Genomic DNA, 16,881 nt, shown 5'->3' on the forward strand with positions numbered 1-16,881 from the left:
GTCCGGGGTGGATAGGGTTTTTGCTATCCTTGGTTAGTTTGGAGTCGGGAGTCTTTAGTCGGGAGTCCGGGGTGGATAGGTTTTTTGCTATCCTTGGTTAGTTCGGAGTCAGGAGTCTTTAGTCGGGAGTCCGGGGCGGATAGGGTTTTGCTATCCTTGGTTAGTTTGGAGTCGGGAGTCTTTAGTCGGGAGTCCGGGGTGGATAGGTTTTTTGCTATCCTTGGTTTAGTTAGGAGTCAGGAGTCTTTAGTCGGGAGTCCGGGGCGGATAGGTTTTGCTATCCTTGGTTTAGTAGGGAGTCGGGAGTCTTTAGTCGGGAGTCCGGGGCGGATAGGTTTTTTGCTATCCTTGGTTAGTTTGGAGTCGGGAGTCTTTAGTCGGGAGTCCGGGGCGGATAGGTTTTTTGCTATCCTTGGTTAGTTTGGAGTCAGGAGTCTTTATTCGGGAGTCCGGAGTTTAGCATGATGAATAACTCCAAACGGTAGGCAGAGTTTACAACACAGCCTGGCAACTTTACTTTTTCGACTCCAAACTCACAACTCCGAACTTAATGCGATCTCCCATCGACTCTTGACTATTAGACTTTGGACTAAAGACTCCCAACTTTCAAAGGCTATCGCCCAGCGACTCTTGACTATAGACTTCGGACTAAAGACTCCCGACTCCAAACTTTCAAAGGCTATCGCCCGTCGACTCTTGACTATAGACTTCGGACTAAAGACTCTAAACACCAAACTCACAACTATTTTACACCTCAGGCTAGTTTTTAATTCGAAAACCTAAGCAATAAATTTAAATTTGTGGCAAATCACATTTAATATGTTTATTAAAAAATCAATTTTAGGTTTAGTTTTACTACTAACGTGTATTATGACAGCGAAGGCGCAGGTAAAAATTGGCTTTGAAGTTTCTTTTAAAGAACCACAAGCTCATTATGCAGAAGTTCAGATGAATATTTCTGGCTTGGCAAAAGATTATGTAGATGTTAAAATGCCGGTTTGGACACCAGGTTCCTATTTGGTACGTGAGTTTGAAAAAAGTGTAGAGGAATTTAAAGCAACCGCAGGTGGTAAAGCCGCTAAAGTAGAAAAAGTTAGAAAGAACACATGGCGGATATTTTCTGCGAAAGCGAATAACATTAAAATTAACTACCGCGTTTATGCATTTGAAATTTCCGTGCGTACACCCTTTATTGATGAATCTCATGCTTTTTTATCACCAACAGGAATCTTTATGCATCCTGATGGAATGATTAAATCTCCAAGTACTGTAAAAATAATCCCTTATAATACCTGGAGTAAAGTTTCTACAGGATTAGAGCCGGTTTCTGGACAAGCATTCACTTACAAAGCAACTGATTTCGATATTTTATATGATAGCCCTATAGAAGTGGGAAATCAGGATGTTTTTGAATTTATGGCTGCAGGTGTTCGTCATGAAGTAGCCATGTATGGTGGCGGTAATTACGATAAGGAAAAACTGAAGGTAGATATGGCCAAAATTGTAGAAGAGCCCACTAAGGTTTATGGTGAAAATCCAAATAAACATTACGTTTTTATCGTTCATAATTTTTTAAGAGGCGGTGGCGGTTTGGAGCATTTAAACTCTACTACTTTGGGTGCAACCAGAAATGCATACAATACAGAAGCTGGTTATAAAGGCTTTTTGGCGCTTGTAGCACATGAATATCATCACCTTTGGAATGTGAAACGTTTACGTCCGGTAGCTTTGGGGCCATTCGATTACGATAATGAAAACTACACCACTAACCTTTGGGTGGCAGAAGGTTTCACCTCATATTACGAAAATAAATACATGCATCGGGCAGGCTTTAATGATGCTCCTACATTTGTGAACGACCTTGCCGGCGCCATTGGAACAGTCGTAAATACCCCAGGAGCAAAGTATCAGTCTGCGGCATCTTCTAGTTATGATGCCTGGATTATTGGCTATCGCCCGAATGAAAACTCAAGAAACAATTCTATCTCTTACTATAGTAAAGGAGAAGTAGTTGGGATTCTGATGGATTTGGAAATTATCAATGCTACTAAAGGACAAAAAAGTCTTGATGATGTAATGAAAGCAATGTACCTGCAGTGTAAAACATTAAAACGCGGATATACTGATGCTGAATTTAAGGCGATGGTGGAAAAAATCTCTGGAATAAGTTTCACTAATTTCTGGACAAAATACATTAATGGTGTAGACGATATTGAGTATAAAAAATATTTCGAATATGCCGGCATTGATGTCGCAACGGAAAACGCAACGCCAAATAAACCGGTAACGGGCACCAGCGGACAACTAACCAATAACGGAACCATCAATGTAACTTCGGTAGCCAGAAACTCGGCAGCATGGATTGCAGGGTTAAACGTTAATGATGAGATCATCTCATTAGATGGTGTAATAGTAAATGATGCTTTGGAAACCATCAAATTAAGAAGTCCACAGCTATCGCTTGAAACCTTACCGCTGGTAACGAAGAAAAACATTGGAGAGGTTTTAAAATTGAAAGTTAAACGGGATGGACTGGATAAAGAAATCGCTTTAACCCTAAAAGAAAATCCAAATGTGCGTTTAAAACCAACCATAAAGGAAGATGCCACACCAGCTCAGAAAGCGGTGTTTGCCAAATGGTTAGGGAAATAAACCTAGATTTTAAGTTGTTTATAGAAACAAAAAACCCGGTAAGAAATTTTTCTTAACGGGTTTTTTTGTTGAAATGTAATGCTTAGAAAGTAAAACGTACACCTAAACCAACATCACCACTGTAAAAATCTGTATCAGGAGTTAATCTCAATGTTGGAATCCAATCTAAAGATAAATTAATTGGCGCACCATTAAATTTATAATCTAAACCTAAAACACCATTTAAACCTAAATAAACATCGCCATCAAAACCTTTTACTTTCATTGATCCAACACTGGCACCACCACCATAATACCAATTCAAGCCAGGTGCGCCACCAATTTTGTTGTACACTTCGTACAAACCAGTCAATTGAAAATAATTCACGTTATCGGAACTTCTGAAATTACCAATTAGTTCCAACATTGCATTTTTGTTTAGCCCTGTTTTAAACGTTACACCATTGTAGCTACCAAAACGACCACCAATCGCATTTTTGTAATCCTGAGCACTAACTTTCGTTGTACTTACTGCAAACAATGCTACGCAACCTAAAATTGTAAATAACTTCTTCATAATCGAGCTTTTTTAAATTAATATTTTTTTTAATTAAGATCTGCATAACAACTTTAATGCCGATTATACTTTTTGGGTAAAAATATCAGGATAAAAAAACAATGCTTGCATAGTAATTCTGTAATTCTTAAGTTTATTAAAATATTTCGAAGGAAAGGTGTGGGGGAGCATTTAGGGTGTCAATCTTAATTATTACATCAAAACATATCTTTATATATGTCCTTTCAGCTTTGATTTTTTTAACTTAACCAAATATTATAGAATGATATGGCTGCAGAAATTACACGAGTTTTCGATCTATTAAAATACAGCTTGGAAAAGCCTAAGCAAGAATTCGTTAGTGGTAAAATTAACGGGAAGTGGGTAAATTATAGTACAGATGCTTTTTGCGATGCTGTTGATCACCTGAGCCGTGGATTAATTAAGCAAGGCGTTACAAAAGGTAGCCGGGTGGCGGTAATGTCTCACAACCGGCCGGAATGGAATATTGCCGATTTCGCAGTGAATCAAATCGGTGCCTATCAGATTCCACTGTATCCAACTTTGGCCGCACACGATATTCAGTTTATTCTGAAAGATGCTGAGGTATCAATCGTCTTTGTAGCAGATGAGATTTTATATGAAAAGATAAAGCCTTGTGTTCTTGAGGTAAATCCGGATATAAAAATATACAGCTTTAGTGAAGTTAAGGGTGTTGACTATTGGAAGGTATTAACCGATCTGGGTAAAGCTGCCGTCGATATTAATTTGGATGAATACAGGGAAAAGGTTGAGCCGGAAGACATTCTTACCTTAATATATACCTCGGGTACTACAGGAACGCCAAAAGGCGTAATGCTTACCCATAATAATCTGGTATCTAATTTTTTAAATTCGTTGGTTATCATTCCCAAAGGAGGAGAAAAAGGATTAAGCTTTTTGCCTTTATCACACATCTTTGAGCGAATGATTATTTATCTTTATTTATATAATCATACCGCAGTTTACTATGCTGAAAGTATGGAAACTATTGTAGCCGACATTCAATATGTGAAACCAAATTTATTTTCCACCGTCCCACGTTTACTGGAAAAAGTATACGATAAGATTATGGAAAAAGGCAAATCACTAACAGGTGTTAAAAAGCGAATCTTTTTCTGGTCTGTAGCTTTGGCAGAGCAATACACCCTCGATGCCGGTGCGTGGTATAATTTCAAATTGAGCATTGCCAGAAAGCTGGTATTTAAAAAGTGGCAGGAAGCCCTGGGGGGAGAAATTGTGGTAATTGTTTCGGGCGGTGCTGCACTGAACCCACGCTTGGCCCGGATATTCTGGGCAGCGGGTATGCCTGTTTTTGAAGGGTATGGACTAACAGAAACCTCTCCGGTAATTACCGTAAATCGTTTTGGCGGTACAATGTTTGGAACCGTAGGTGAAGTAATTACCGGTGTAGAAGTTAAGATAGCGCAAGACGGCGAGGTATTAACCCGAGGTCATCACGTAATGAAAGGCTACTATAAACGACCTGATTTAACAGCTGAAGCGCTTGATCAGGATGGCTGGTTTCATACTGGTGATATCGGCGAGCTGATAGAGGGCAAGTTTCTTAAAATTACAGATCGTAAAAAAGAGATGTTCAAAACTGCCGGAGGTAAATACATTGCGCCGCAAATACTGGAAAATAAATATAAGGAATCGATATTTATAGAGCAGATTATGGTTTTAGGTGAAAACAGGAAATTTCCATCAGCTTTAGTTATTCCTAATTTTGAAACTTTAAAAAACTGGGCAGCAAGAAAGGGAATTGCTTATACAACTAACGAAGAGCTCATTAAAAATGATCAGGTTTTAACAAAGTATACCGAAGTAATTGAGGCTTTAGGTGTTGCTTTAGGTAAGTGGGAACAGGTAAAAAGGTTTGCTTTACTGCCTAAGGAATGGAGTATCGAGGGTGGCGAACTTACACCAAAATTAAGTTTTAAAAGGAAAGTAATCACCGAGAAAAATATCGATATCATCGAGAAAATATACAAGGATGCAGAAAACTATAAGGCCCAAAATTAAGATATCAGCTCTTTTTATTGTTGTCGCGATCGTTTTGTCTGGTTGCGTAACCGGGCAACTCGGAAAAAATAATAGTGGTGAGTATAAAAACGGAATGGTGGTTTCTGCACATCCGGAAGCTTCGCAGGTTGGTATTGAAATTTTAAAGAAAGGCGGTAACGCCATTGATGCTGCTGTTGCTGTTCAGTTTGCGCTGGCCGTAGTCTATCCAAATGCAGGAAACATTGGTGGCGGTGGTTTTATGGTTTACCGATCTTCTAAAGGGGAGGTAAATACGCTCGATTTTAGAGAAAAAGCTGCTGCATCTGCCAGCCGTGATATGTACTTGGATAGTGCTGGAAACCCGATAGTAAACAAGAGTTTATACGGGCATTTAGCCGCTGGCGTTCCTGGTTCTGTAGATGGAATGGTGCAGGCGCATCAGAAATACGGTAAATTAACATGGGCAGAAGTTCTTAAACCTGCGATAGATTTGGCCGAGAAAGGTTTCAAGATCACAAAGCGTCAGGCAGCAGAGTTAAACGGCTTGCATCAAAAGTTCATGAGGTTTAATCCGGACGGAACTGCTTTTGTAAATCTGGAAAGTACCTGGAAAGAAAACGATCTGCTCGTACAAACGGAACTCGCAAATACTTTGAAGCTGGTTCAGGAAAAGGGGCGGTCAGGGTTTTACGAAGGAACGGTGGCAGATGCAATCGTTGCGGAAATGCAAAGGGGCAAAGGGCTGATTACTAAAGAAGATTTAAAAAACTATCATTCTGCCTGGCGGAAACCTATTACTGGTGATTATCGGGGTTATAAAGTGATCACCATGCCGCCAACCTCAAGCGGCGGTATAGCGCTGGTTCAACTGTTGAAAAGTGTAGAACCTTTTCCCCTAAAAAGATGGGGCTATAATGCTGATTCTACCGTTCAGGTAATTGTGGAGGCGGAGAGAAGGGTTTATGCAGACCGCGCCACACACCTGGGCGACCCTGATTTTTATAAGGTGCCGCAAAATCAGTTACTTGATTCTGCATACAACCGTAAGCGGATGTCTGGTTTCAATTGGGCTGTGGCAACGCCAAGTAACCAGGTTTTGGCCGGGGAGATTAAGGGGGCTGAGCATGAAGAAACCACACATTTTTCTATCGTAGATCATGATGGAAATGCCGTTTCCATTACCACTACCCTCAATGGGTCATACGGCGCATTGGTAGCGGTAAAAGGCGCAGGGTTTCTTCTAAATAATGAAATGGACGATTTTTCTGTAAAACCAGGTGCACCAAATATGTACGGTTTAGTAGGAGGTGAGGCAAATTCAATTGCTCCGAATAAAAGAATGTTAAGCTCCATGACCCCTAGCATTGTAGAGAAAAATGGAAATTTATTTATGGTAGTTGGTACGCCCGGCGGTTCTACCATCATTACATCTGTTTTCCAGACCATAATTAATGTAATTGATTTTGATATGAATATGCAACAAGCAGTTGCTGCTAAGAAATTTCATCACCAGTGGTTGCCCGATGAAGTATACGTAGAAAAAGATGCCATTGATAGTCTGACGATAGAAAAGCTAAAGTTAAAGGGGTATAAAATATCACCCCGGGGTGCAATTGGCAGAGTAGATGCCATTTTAAAAACCAGTTCAGGAAGCTATCAGGGCGGTGCAGATCCACGGGGTGATGACATAGCCGTTGGCTATTAAATGATAAATTAATTTAATTTCATTGAAATGATATTTTTGGTATGGCAATTGCTCTTTGTGGCAAACGCTTACAAATTAATTTAACAAACATGAAATTAAATCTATTTAAATCTTTACCGGTTGCCTTAGCCGGTTTGTTTATCGGAACTGCTGCTTCCGCACAGGAGCCGGCTTCCCCAACAACGAAATTCAGAACCTGGTCTATTGGTGTAAATGCTGGTGCTTTAACACCACTTTCTCCGCTAGGTGGTAAAAATGATTTTAGCAATAACAAAACTAGTTTTGGTTATGGCCTTTACATTAAAAAACAATTTACCCCTTATTTCTCGTTACGTTTAGACGGGGTTAGAGGTAAATTAAAAGGCGATAATACAGAAGCTTACGAAAGTGGCTTAGTAAACAACTCTTCGGTTCAGGCTTTTGATACCCAATTAGAATATTCGGGTAGCTTAAATGCTGTTGTTAACATGTTTAACATCGATATGTTTAAGAAAGAGAATGCTTTACAACTTTATGCATCTGTCGGAGCAGGCTTAGCTGGTTACAAACCAACAATTACAACAGCAACTGGTACTTCACTATATGCTGGTGATAAAACGATTAGCGAATTAATCATTCCGGTAGGTCTTGGTGCTAAATTTAAAATCTCTGATGCAGTAAACTTCGATTTAGGCTGGACAATCAACTTTGTTGATGGTGATAACTTAGATGGTTATTACAAAGGGGGCAATGATAAATATAACTATGCTTATGCTGGTTTAGAATTTGCATTAGGAAGTGGAAAACAATTGGCTTTCCACAATCCGGTTGCATTAACTTATGATGAAGCAGTAAAAGCTAAACAAGCTGCTGACGCATTAAAAGGTGATCTTGATGCTCAAAAAGCTGAGAACGCTAAATTACGTTCAGAAATGGCTGATCTTTTAAAAGATAGCGATGGCGACGGTGTTGCTGATAAATTAGATAAATGTCCTGATACTCCATCTGGTACGGTAGTAGATGGTTCTGGATGTCCGTTAGTTGCTCCAAAACCTCAGGTAACCATTATTACAGAAGAAGATCGTAAAGTAGTTAGTGAAGCCATTAAAAACTTAGAATTTGATTTAGGTAAAGCTACTATCCGTTCTAAATCTTTCGCTTCTTTAAATAGAGTTGCCGGATTATTGGTTCAGAAAAACTTTAGCTTAAAATTAGCTGGTCACACAGATAATACTGGTTCTAAAGAATTAAACTTACGTTTATCTAAAGAAAGAGCAGAATCTGTTAAAGCTTACTTAGTATCTCAAGGTGCTAATGCATCACGTATTGAGGCTACAGGTTACGGAATGGGTCAGCCAATTGCAACAAACAAAACTGCAGCTGGTCGTCAGAAAAACCGTCGTGTAGAGTTCACACTTTACTAGTCGATTTAACTTATAAAAGGAAAGCTCCCGATGAAAATCGGGAGCTTTTTTTGTGCATTAATTTTTCTGTTTTAAATGGTTTTACAAAAGCAGGTCTCTAGGTAAATCAGATGCTGAAGCAAGTTTATTAGATTAACGAACATCGCCGATAAGGCATATCTGCACTATTAAACAATCAGTTTTAATCTTATTCGATTTCTTTAATTGTCTTTTTGATCTTATTCAGATCATTCATACTAAAGTTTGGCGCCTGGAAAGAAAACATCTGGTAAATAAGTAATCCATCTTTACTATCGTAGATACTGATCATTTTATCATTTGAACGCTTGGTGTATACCAGGTATTTGATGTTTGATTCCTTACTTAAAATCAAGCTATCTAATGCCGCATTGGTTACAAATTTAAATTTATAGCGATATTGTTCCTCAGCCGGAGCTTGTACTAAAGTAACCGGTTGCGAAGAAAAAACCTCCCGGACATATTCCGGAATGTATAATGTTTCTTCCACTAATTCCGGAAGCCTTTTTTTGTTGTAAAACTGATAATCCAGGCCCCGTGTTTGTTTCATTAATAGCCCATCATTAATCTGTTTCAAATAGCCGCTAAGCAAGCCCGCCGACCAGTTTAAAAATTTGGAATGATTGTACAACATGCCGAGTTGCTTAGATTTTGTTGCTCTTTTTGACCCTCCTTCTTCAGTTACCAATATAATTTGCAATGTGCTAACCGCATCAGGAAATAAAGTAACCGTAGCCAGGGTGGTTTCCTGCATCTGCTTTGGTTTGAGCGTTGGCGAGATCATTTTTAGTCCATAAACCAGATTTAGATTTTTAATCGTATCGATTTGTTCGCCGTAGGTATCCAGATAGAAAAATGAATAATTGGCAGAGGTTTGATAGTTAACCAATTCCTCAGGCTTAATGATTTTATAGGGCGTAATGGTCCAGCTCTTTTTTATAGCCTGTTCAAACTGATCAATATTTTTGTAATCTGCATAAGGTAGCGTAAATAACGTAGTCGTTTTCTTGAAAGCCTCAAGTTTATCAGCATTTGTAGGCACGTTTCCAAAATAGGCGGTTTGTGCCATACTGCTAATAGCAGTGAGCATTATTAAATGGATGAGGAGAATCTTTTTGATCAAAAGCATAATTCTGCGGATATGATTTGTGTGCAATTATAATAAGAATCTTTTGACAATTATTTTGAAATTTTCTATTGCAATAACAAAATACATTCGTTAGCTTTGTTATGCAAGCATAATAAATTCGTGAAATGAAACAACAACAAACATTAGATTACCATGTCAAATTCGCATGGCAGAACATGTTTAATAAGTATAATCAAATGGCTGCCAGCTTTGGGATTACCCAGGCAATCGGCTATATGTTAATTAATATTAACGATGATGAAGGTACTGCTGTTTCTAACCTGGCTGGCTTACTTGGTGTAAAAGCAACTAGCCTTTCGCGAATGCTGAATAATATGGAAGAGGCTAAATTAATTTATCGGGAGACATCAGTTGGCGATAAACGTTCTGTAAAAGTTTTCCTGACTGATTTTGGTAAAGAAAAAAAACAGCTGGCCAAAGGAGTTGTTCGAAAATTTAATGAGTATCTCGATGAACATTTTTCTAAAAAAGAAAAGGAAACGTTCATCAATTTGTTAATAAAATTAAATGATATAACTGTAGCATATACTGTTGATTAATAATTATGAAACGAAGCATTAATAAAGTTGCTGTTCTGGGATCAGGTATAATGGGTTCGCGTATCGCATGCCACTTCGCCAATATTGGTGTAGAGGTTTTGCTTTTAGATATTGCACCCAAAGAACTTACGCCCGAAGAGCAGGCTAAAGGGTTAACTCTTGATCAGCCGGCGGTTAAGAATCGAATTGTAAATACCGCCTTACAAACGGCAGTAAAAACCAATCCATCGCCGGTCTATTCTAAAAAAGCGGTAAATAAAATTAAAACCGGAAACTTCGATGATGATATGTCGAAGATTGCCGGCTTTGATTGGGTAATAGAAGTTGTTGTAGAAAACCTCGACATTAAAAAGAAAGTTTTCGAACAGGTAGAGCAATTCCGCAAACCCGGAACTTTAATCACTTCAAATACTTCAGGCATTCCTATTCATCTAATGGCCGAAGGCAGGAGTGAAGATTTTAAAGCAAACTTCTGCGGAACGCACTTCTTTAATCCTCCACGTTACCTGAAATTGTTAGAAGTAATTCCGACGCCATATACTAATCCGGAAATCGTTGATTTCCTGATGCATTATGGCGATAAATTTTTAGGTAAAACGACTGTTTTGTGTAAAGATACACCCGCGTTTATTGCAAATCGCGTAGGTGTCTATTCCATTATGGCCTTACTTCATTTGGTTGATAAGCTGGATTTAACAGTTGAAGAGGTTGATAAATTTACTGGCCCGGCATTGGGCAGACCAAAATCAGCTACTTTCCGTACCTCTGATGTAGTCGGTTTAGATACCATGATCAAAGTGGCTAAAGGACTTTATGATAATTGCCCTGAAGATAAGGCACACGAACTATTTAAACTCCCAGCCTATGTGCAGAAAATGGAAGAAAATAAATGGTTGGGTGATAAAACCAAACAAGGTTTTTATAAGAAGACAAAAACTGCAGAAGGCAAAACAGAAATTTTAGCGCTTGACTTAAAAACGCTGGAGTATAAGCCACAACAGAAAGTTAAGTCTTCCACTTTAGAAATGACCAAACCAGTTGAAAACCTTCAGGAACGCATGAAGATTTTTGCTAAAGGAAAAGATAAAGCAGGCGAGTTATTCCGTCATTCTTCTTTCGGATTATTCGAATACGTTTCGGATAGAATCCCGGAAATTTCTGATGAACTGTATCGGATAGATGATGCCATGCGTGCTGGTTTCGGCTGGGAATTAGGTCCTTTTGAACTTTGGGATGCTGTTGGCGTTGCAGCAGCAATTGAAGGGATGGCACAATATGGAAACCAGGCTGCGGCTTGGGTTCAAGAAATGCTTGATGCTGGAAATACATCGTTTTATAAAGTAGAAGGTGGCGTTAAAAAGTATTATGATATTCCGACAAAATCTTACAAAGCGCTCCCCGGCACCGATGATTTTATCATTCTGGATAATATTCGCGAGAATAAAACCCTTTGGAAAAACTCTGGCGTTTCTATTATAGATTTAGGCGATGGCATTTTAAATGTAGAGTTCCATACTAAAATGAATACCATTGGCGGCGACGTAATTTCAGGAATTAACAAAGCCATTGATATGGCCGAGAAAGATTACCGCGGTTTGGTAATTGGTAACGATGGTGCAAATTTTTCTGCCGGAGCAAATGTCGGGATGATTTTCATGATGGCAGTAGAGCAGGAGTGGGACGAATTGAATATGGCCATTCGCATGTTCCAGAATACTTCCATGCGCATCCGCTATTCTTCAATTCCTGTTGTAGTAGCACCGCATAACCTCACGTTAGGTGGAGGATGTGAATTTAGCTTACATGCAGATCATGTTCAGTTATCCGCAGAAACTTACATGGGTTTAGTGGAATTTGGCGTTGGGGTTATTCCAGGTGGTGGCGGAACAAAAGAGTTCGCGTTACGTGCTTCTGATGAATATAAAGATGATCAAATCGTTCAAAATGCATTGAAAGATCGCTTTTTAACCATCGGTATGGCGAAAGTTTCTACTTCAGGTTATGAGGCTTATGAGTTGGGCTACCTTCAAAAAGATAAATTTTCCATCTCCATGAACCGTAATCGCCTGCTGGCCGATGCAAAAGCAAAAGCAATTGAACTGGCAGATGCAGGTTATACCAAACCGGTTCAAAGAACAGATATTAAAGTGCTTGGCAAGCAAGGTTTAGGAATTGTATATGCCGGTGCAAATAGTATGTACGCCGGACATTACATTTCTGAACATGATAAAAAAATCTCTGAAAAATTAGGTTACGTGATGTGTGGTGGAGATTTGTCTTCGCCAACAGAGGTAAGTGAACAATATTTACTGGATTTGGAAAGAGAAGCATTTTTATCGCTCGCCGGAGAAAGAAAATCGTTAGAGCGGATCCAATCAATAATTACCAAAGGGAAACCGTTGAGAAATTAAATGGGTATCAAGATATGAGTATCATGTATCAAGATTCTGAACAAATTTAAAAATAAAATTGGCGATCTCCAGTTTTGAGCCCAGTCTTGATACTTGATACTCGCTACTTAATACTAAAAGCTACTAGATACTAAAATAATGGAAGCATATATTATAGCCGGATATCGTACTGCAGTAGGTAAAGCACCTCGTGGCGTATTCCGTTTTACACGGGCTGATGATTTAGCCGCAGAAGTGATCAAGGCTTTGGTCGCATCGGTTCCGAATTTAGATAAAGAACAGATTGATGATGTAATTGTGGGGAATGCCACACCAGAGGCAGAGCAGGGACTGAATATTGGCCGGATGATTTCATTAATGGGCCTGGATACTGAAAAAGTTCCGGGTGTAACCGTAAATCGTTATTGCGCATCAGGACTGGATACCATCGCTACTGCTGTTGCGAAAATTAAAGCAGGCATGGCCGATTGTATCATTGCCGGTGGGGTAGAAGTAATGAGTGGAATGCCTTTCGGGGGCTGGAAGCTGGTTCCAAATGCCGAAGTAGCAAAAAATAATCCCGATTGGTATTGGGGAATGGGCCTGACAGCAGAAGCCGTTGCCAACGAATATAAAGTTAGTCGGGAAGATCAGGATGTGTTTGCACTTAAATCTCATGAAAAAGCAATTCAAGCCATTAAGAATGGTCATTTGAAAGATGGCATTTTGCCCATCACGATAAATGAAAATTATTTGGATGATAACCTGAAAAAGAAAACACGCTCTTATGTAGTAGATACGGATGAAGGACCGCGTGCAGATACTACTCTGGAGAAATTGTTAAAATTGAAACCTGTTTTTGATGCAGTGGGAAGTGTAACTGCTGGTAACTCTTCGCAAACATCAGATGGTGCCGCGTTTGTTTTAGTAGTGTCTGAAAAGAAAATGAAAGAACTGAATGCTGAACCGATTGCACGATTGGTGAGTTACAGTGTTGCCGGGGTTCCGCCAAGAATTATGGGCATCGGCCCGATTGAAGCGATTCCGAAGGCATTAAAACAAGCTGGTTTGAAACAAGATGATATAGATTTGATTGAGCTGAACGAGGCTTTCTCTTCTCAATCTCTGGCTGTAATCAGAACGCTGGGTTTAAATCCAGACATCATTAATGTAAACGGTGGCGCAATTGCTTTAGGTCATCCGCTGGGTTGTACCGGTGCAAAACTTACCGTGCAAATCATGAATGAATTGAAACGACAGGATAAAAAATATGGAATGGTAACCATGTGCGTGGGTACAGGGCAGGGAGCAGCAGGAATTTTTGAATTGTTGTAGAATAGTATCAAGATATGAGTATCAAGTATCAAGATTGAATAGCGAGTGTTAAGGCAATTGCAAAAAATCATCCTGAACATATTTGTACACATTATTAAATACTAAGGCATATGCACAATTTTAAAGATTTAAAAGTTTGGCAAAAATCAATTGATTTGGCAATTGAAGTTTACAAAGTAACTTCACTTTTACCTAATGATGAAAAGTATGGTTTGGTTTCGCAAATGAAGAGGTGTTCTGTTTCGATTTCATCAAATATTGCCGAAGGGTCTGGCAGAGGAAGTAGTGCTCAATTCAAATATTTTTTGAACATAAGCCAAGGCTCGGCATTCGAATTGGAAACGCAGCTAATCATTTCAAACCGGCTAAAATTGATAGATAATGAATTGTCAACTGATTTAATTGAGAAAATAACTGAAATACAAAAAATGATTTACGCTTTGGATAGAAGTATTAAAGTATAATTAAGTGTTACCCAGATATGAGTATCAGGATTGAATGCCAATAAAGAGAAATAAATACAGCGATTTTGAGTTTAAGCGAGGTCTTGATACTTGATACTCGCTACTGAATACCAAAACCCAGCGACTTCAAGTTTTTAAACCCAAATCTTGATACTTGATACTCGCTACTAGATACTAAAATAATGGAAACAACCGAAAAAAAGACAATTAAAGGCGGTGAATTTTTAATTAAAGAAACCGTTTATCAGGATGTATTTATCCCTGAAGAATTTGATGAAGAGCAACAGATGATTGCACAAACTTGTCGCGATTTCCTGGAAGCTGAAGTATACCCCAATCTAGATAAAATAGACAAACAGGAAGATCCTGAATTAATGCCTACGCTATTAACCAAAGCTGGCGAACTGGGGATTCTTGGTGTTTCTGTGCCAGAAGAATACGGAGGTTTTGGAAAGAATTTTAATACTTCCATGCTGGTAGCTGATGTAATTGGTGCTGGTCACTCTTTCGCTGTGGCGCTTTCAGCACATACCGGCATCGGAACATTGCCAATTTTATATTATGGTAATGAAGAACAAAAGGCAAAATACATTCCGAAGTTAGGTTCTGGCGAATGGAAAGCTGCTTATTGCTTAACGGAGCCCAATTCCGGTTCAGATGCAAATTCGGGAAAAACAAAAGCCACATTAAGCGGAGATGGGAAACACTATATCATCAACGGACAAAAAATGTGGATCACCAATGGTGGTTTCGCAGATATTTTTATCGTTTTTGCCAAGATAGACGACGATAAAAATTTAACTGCATTTATTGTAGAGAAAGATTTTGGGGGCATTACCATGAATCCGGAAGAACATAAAATGGGAATTAAAGGCTCTTCTACACGCCAGGTTTTCTTCAACGATTGCGCTGTGCCAGTTGAGAACATGCTGAGTGATCGAGAAAATGGGTTTAAAATTGCGGTAAATATTTTAAACATTGGGCGGATTAAATTATCTGCTGCGGCAATCGGGGCTTCAAAAGCGACGCTAAATACAGCTATTAATTATTCGAATGAACGTAGTCAGTTCGGCCGGCCGATTTCTAAATATGGTGCCATTCGTTTTAAGATTGCAGAAATTGCATCAAAATTGTATGCTGTCGATGCAGCGAATTACAGGGCCGGACAAAATATAGATGATACTTATGATCAACTGGTTGCCGGTGGAATGGAATCTGGCAAAGCCAGACTAAAATCCGTAGAGCAATTCGCTGTTGAATGCGCCATTTTAAAAGTTTGGGGTTCTGAAGCCTTGGATTATACTGTGGATGAAGGTGTTCAGATTTACGGTGGGATGGGCTTTAGTGCCGATGCACCAATGGACAGGGCTTATCGCGATGCGCGAATCAATAGAATTTTCGAGGGAACAAACGAAATTAACCGTTTGCTTACTGTTGATATGATGCTGAAACGTGCAATGAAAGGCGAACTCGATTTAATGGGCCCGGCAACAGCAGTAGCTGCAGAATTAATGAGCATTCCAGATTTTGGTGAGGAAGATACCACGCTGTTTGCTGCTGAGAAAAAAGTGCTGGCAAATTTAAAAAAGGCAACTTTAATGGTTGCTGGTGCGGCAGTTCAGAAACTCATGATGACGCTCAGCAAAGAGCAGGAAATTTTAATGAACATTGCAGATATGGCTGGTTATGTTTATGTACTTGAATCAGCTTTGTTAAGGACTGAGAAATTAGTTGCTACAAAGGGGGAGGCAGCAACAGCTGTTCAACTGGATTTATTGCGCATTTATATGGTGGAAGCTGTTGATGGTGTAGCCAAAGCGGGTAAAGAAGCACTTTGGGCTTTCGCAGAAGGCGATGAACAACGCATGATGTTGGTGGGCTTACGCAGGTTTACAAAAGTAGAACCATTTAATGTAAAAGATGCCCGCCAAAGGGTAGCGCAAGAACTAATAGCAGCCAATAAATATATCTTTTAAGGGAGAAGGTTAAGGGTTTGAAGGTTTAAGGTTCGGGTGTATAACATTAGGATCTTAAACCTTTTTTTAATACCTGTATAATCAATTTTAATTATTCTTTGGAGATAAAAAAGAGATTAAGTATGGCTTTGTCAGTTGTACATTAAATCCTATTTTTGGAAATGATTAAAATTAAACACCTTACTCTTTTTATGCTGCTTGTCGTAACCGCAATCTCTTCTTGTAAAAAAGATGAAGATCCGGATAAGCAAATCACTGATTTTATTGCTAAAAATAATATTGCCGCAACGAAAGATGCTTCTGGTTTATATTATCAAATCATTAAACCAGGCACCGGAAACTTTACTTATCCAGCCAGTACGAGTATCACGATCAAATACGAAGGAAGGTTATTGGATGGAACGGTGTTCGATAATGGGAGTGGTAAAGAACAAACCTTTATTCTTTCACAATTGATTCAGGGTTGGAGAATCGGTATTCCTAAAATTCAAAAGGGTGGCGAGATCAGGTTGATTATTCCTCCGGGCTTAGGTTACGGAAGCGGTGCAACAGGCCCAATCCCAGGTAATTCTGTGCTTGACTTTACAATCCAGTTGTCCGACGCTAAATAATATCAATATTTACGGCTAATTTCTCAGGAATGTTAAAATTGGTTAAAAATTGGAGCA

Annotated in this window: 12 protein-coding genes; 10 read left to right on the forward strand and 2 right to left on the reverse strand. The window is 39.1% G+C overall.

What is annotated here, in order from left to right:
* Window positions 1-819 precede the first annotated feature (819 nt).
* Window positions 820-2,652 carry a M61 family metallopeptidase gene (locus GJU39_RS18950; protein WP_154282573.1) on the forward strand — a complete coding sequence of 611 codons (1,833 nt, stop codon included), beginning with the start codon at window positions 820-822 and terminating at the stop codon, window positions 2,650-2,652.
* 82 nt (window positions 2,653-2,734) lie between these two features.
* Here the strand turns inward: GJU39_RS18950 and GJU39_RS18955 are convergent, their stop codons facing one another.
* Window positions 2,735-3,208, reverse strand: coding sequence for a hypothetical protein (locus tag GJU39_RS18955; protein WP_154282574.1), 474 nt, complete (start codon window positions 3,206-3,208; stop codon window positions 2,735-2,737).
* Window positions 3,209-3,475: 267 nt separating this feature from the next.
* On the opposite strand from GJU39_RS18955, the gene GJU39_RS18960 reads away from it, so the two are divergent.
* From GJU39_RS18960 to GJU39_RS18970, 3 genes are all read left to right on the forward strand, one after another.
* A complete protein-coding gene (locus tag GJU39_RS18960; protein WP_154282575.1) occupies window positions 3,476-5,251 on the forward strand; it encodes an AMP-dependent synthetase/ligase in 1,776 nt (591 codons plus the stop codon).
* Window positions 5,223-6,938 (forward strand): gamma-glutamyltransferase, encoded by a 1,716-nt coding sequence (gene ggt, locus GJU39_RS18965; protein WP_154282576.1) that lies wholly within the window; start codon window positions 5,223-5,225, stop codon window positions 6,936-6,938. Before GJU39_RS18960 ends, ggt begins: the two co-directional genes overlap by 29 nt.
* An 89-nt stretch (window positions 6,939-7,027) precedes the next feature.
* Window positions 7,028-8,341 (forward strand): DUF6089 family protein, encoded by a 1,314-nt coding sequence (locus GJU39_RS18970; RefSeq protein WP_154282577.1) that lies wholly within the window; start codon window positions 7,028-7,030, stop codon window positions 8,339-8,341.
* A 187-nt stretch (window positions 8,342-8,528) separates the two neighbouring features.
* Here the strand turns inward: GJU39_RS18970 and GJU39_RS18975 are convergent, their stop codons facing one another.
* Entirely contained in the window at window positions 8,529-9,449 is a 921-nt protein-coding gene (locus GJU39_RS18975; protein ID WP_154282578.1) for a hypothetical protein, read from the reverse strand.
* A gap of 164 nt (window positions 9,450-9,613) precedes the next feature.
* Here GJU39_RS18975 and GJU39_RS18980 point away from each other — a divergent pair, with 164 nt between their 5' ends.
* The 6 genes from GJU39_RS18980 to GJU39_RS19005 all read left to right on the forward strand — a co-directional run bounded on the left by GJU39_RS18980 (window position 9,614) and on the right by GJU39_RS19005 (window position 16,824).
* The gene (locus tag GJU39_RS18980; RefSeq protein ID WP_154282579.1) at window positions 9,614-10,048 is read left to right on the forward strand and encodes a MarR family winged helix-turn-helix transcriptional regulator; all 435 of its coding nucleotides are present in this window, start codon (window positions 9,614-9,616) and stop codon (window positions 10,046-10,048) included.
* Window positions 10,049-10,053: 5 nt separating this feature from the next.
* Window positions 10,054-12,459: a 3-hydroxyacyl-CoA dehydrogenase/enoyl-CoA hydratase family protein gene (locus GJU39_RS18985; RefSeq protein WP_154282580.1), complete on the forward strand. Its 2,406-nt coding sequence runs from the start codon at window positions 10,054-10,056 to the stop codon at window positions 12,457-12,459.
* A 138-nt stretch (window positions 12,460-12,597) separates the two neighbouring features.
* Window positions 12,598-13,773, forward strand: coding sequence for an acetyl-CoA C-acyltransferase (locus GJU39_RS18990; RefSeq protein WP_154282581.1), 1,176 nt, complete (start codon window positions 12,598-12,600; stop codon window positions 13,771-13,773).
* A 110-nt stretch (window positions 13,774-13,883) separates the two neighbouring features.
* Window positions 13,884-14,237: a four helix bundle protein gene (locus tag GJU39_RS18995; protein WP_154282582.1), complete on the forward strand. Its 354-nt coding sequence runs from the start codon at window positions 13,884-13,886 to the stop codon at window positions 14,235-14,237.
* Between the two features lie 182 nt (window positions 14,238-14,419).
* Window positions 14,420-16,213, forward strand: a complete 1,794-nt coding sequence (locus GJU39_RS19000; RefSeq protein WP_154282583.1) for an acyl-CoA dehydrogenase family protein — start codon at window positions 14,420-14,422, stop codon at window positions 16,211-16,213.
* A 161-nt stretch (window positions 16,214-16,374) separates the two neighbouring features.
* The gene (locus GJU39_RS19005; RefSeq protein ID WP_154282584.1) at window positions 16,375-16,824 is read left to right on the forward strand and encodes an FKBP-type peptidyl-prolyl cis-trans isomerase; all 450 of its coding nucleotides are present in this window, start codon (window positions 16,375-16,377) and stop codon (window positions 16,822-16,824) included.
* Window positions 16,825-16,881 lie beyond the last annotated feature (57 nt).

The sequence above is a fragment of the Pedobacter petrophilus genome, assembly GCF_009674725.1.
Lineage (GTDB): Bacteria > Bacteroidota > Bacteroidia > Sphingobacteriales > Sphingobacteriaceae > Pedobacter > Pedobacter petrophilus.

Excerpts from the sequence above, each read along its gene's own strand:
- GJU39_RS18950 (WP_154282573.1), top strand. The coding sequence starts at position 820 with ATGTTTATTAAAAAATCAATTTTAGGTTTAGTTTTACTACTAACGTGT.
- GJU39_RS18955 (WP_154282574.1), bottom strand. The coding sequence starts at position 3,208 with ATGAAGAAGTTATTTACAATTTTAGGTTGCGTAGCATTGTTTGCAGTA.
- GJU39_RS18960 (WP_154282575.1), top strand. The coding sequence starts at position 3,476 with ATGGCTGCAGAAATTACACGAGTTTTCGATCTATTAAAATACAGCTTG.
- ggt (WP_154282576.1), top strand. The coding sequence starts at position 5,223 with ATGCAGAAAACTATAAGGCCCAAAATTAAGATATCAGCTCTTTTTATT.
- GJU39_RS18970 (WP_154282577.1), top strand. The coding sequence starts at position 7,028 with ATGAAATTAAATCTATTTAAATCTTTACCGGTTGCCTTAGCCGGTTTG.
- GJU39_RS18975 (WP_154282578.1), bottom strand. The coding sequence starts at position 9,449 with ATGCTCACTGCTATTAGCAGTATGGCACAAACCGCCTATTTTGGAAAC.
- GJU39_RS18980 (WP_154282579.1), top strand. The coding sequence starts at position 9,614 with ATGAAACAACAACAAACATTAGATTACCATGTCAAATTCGCATGGCAG.
- GJU39_RS18985 (WP_154282580.1), top strand. The coding sequence starts at position 10,054 with ATGAAACGAAGCATTAATAAAGTTGCTGTTCTGGGATCAGGTATAATG.
- GJU39_RS18990 (WP_154282581.1), top strand. The coding sequence starts at position 12,598 with ATGGAAGCATATATTATAGCCGGATATCGTACTGCAGTAGGTAAAGCA.
- GJU39_RS18995 (WP_154282582.1), top strand. The coding sequence starts at position 13,884 with ATGCACAATTTTAAAGATTTAAAAGTTTGGCAAAAATCAATTGATTTG.
- GJU39_RS19000 (WP_154282583.1), top strand. The coding sequence starts at position 14,420 with ATGGAAACAACCGAAAAAAAGACAATTAAAGGCGGTGAATTTTTAATT.
- GJU39_RS19005 (WP_154282584.1), top strand. The coding sequence starts at position 16,375 with ATGATTAAAATTAAACACCTTACTCTTTTTATGCTGCTTGTCGTAACC.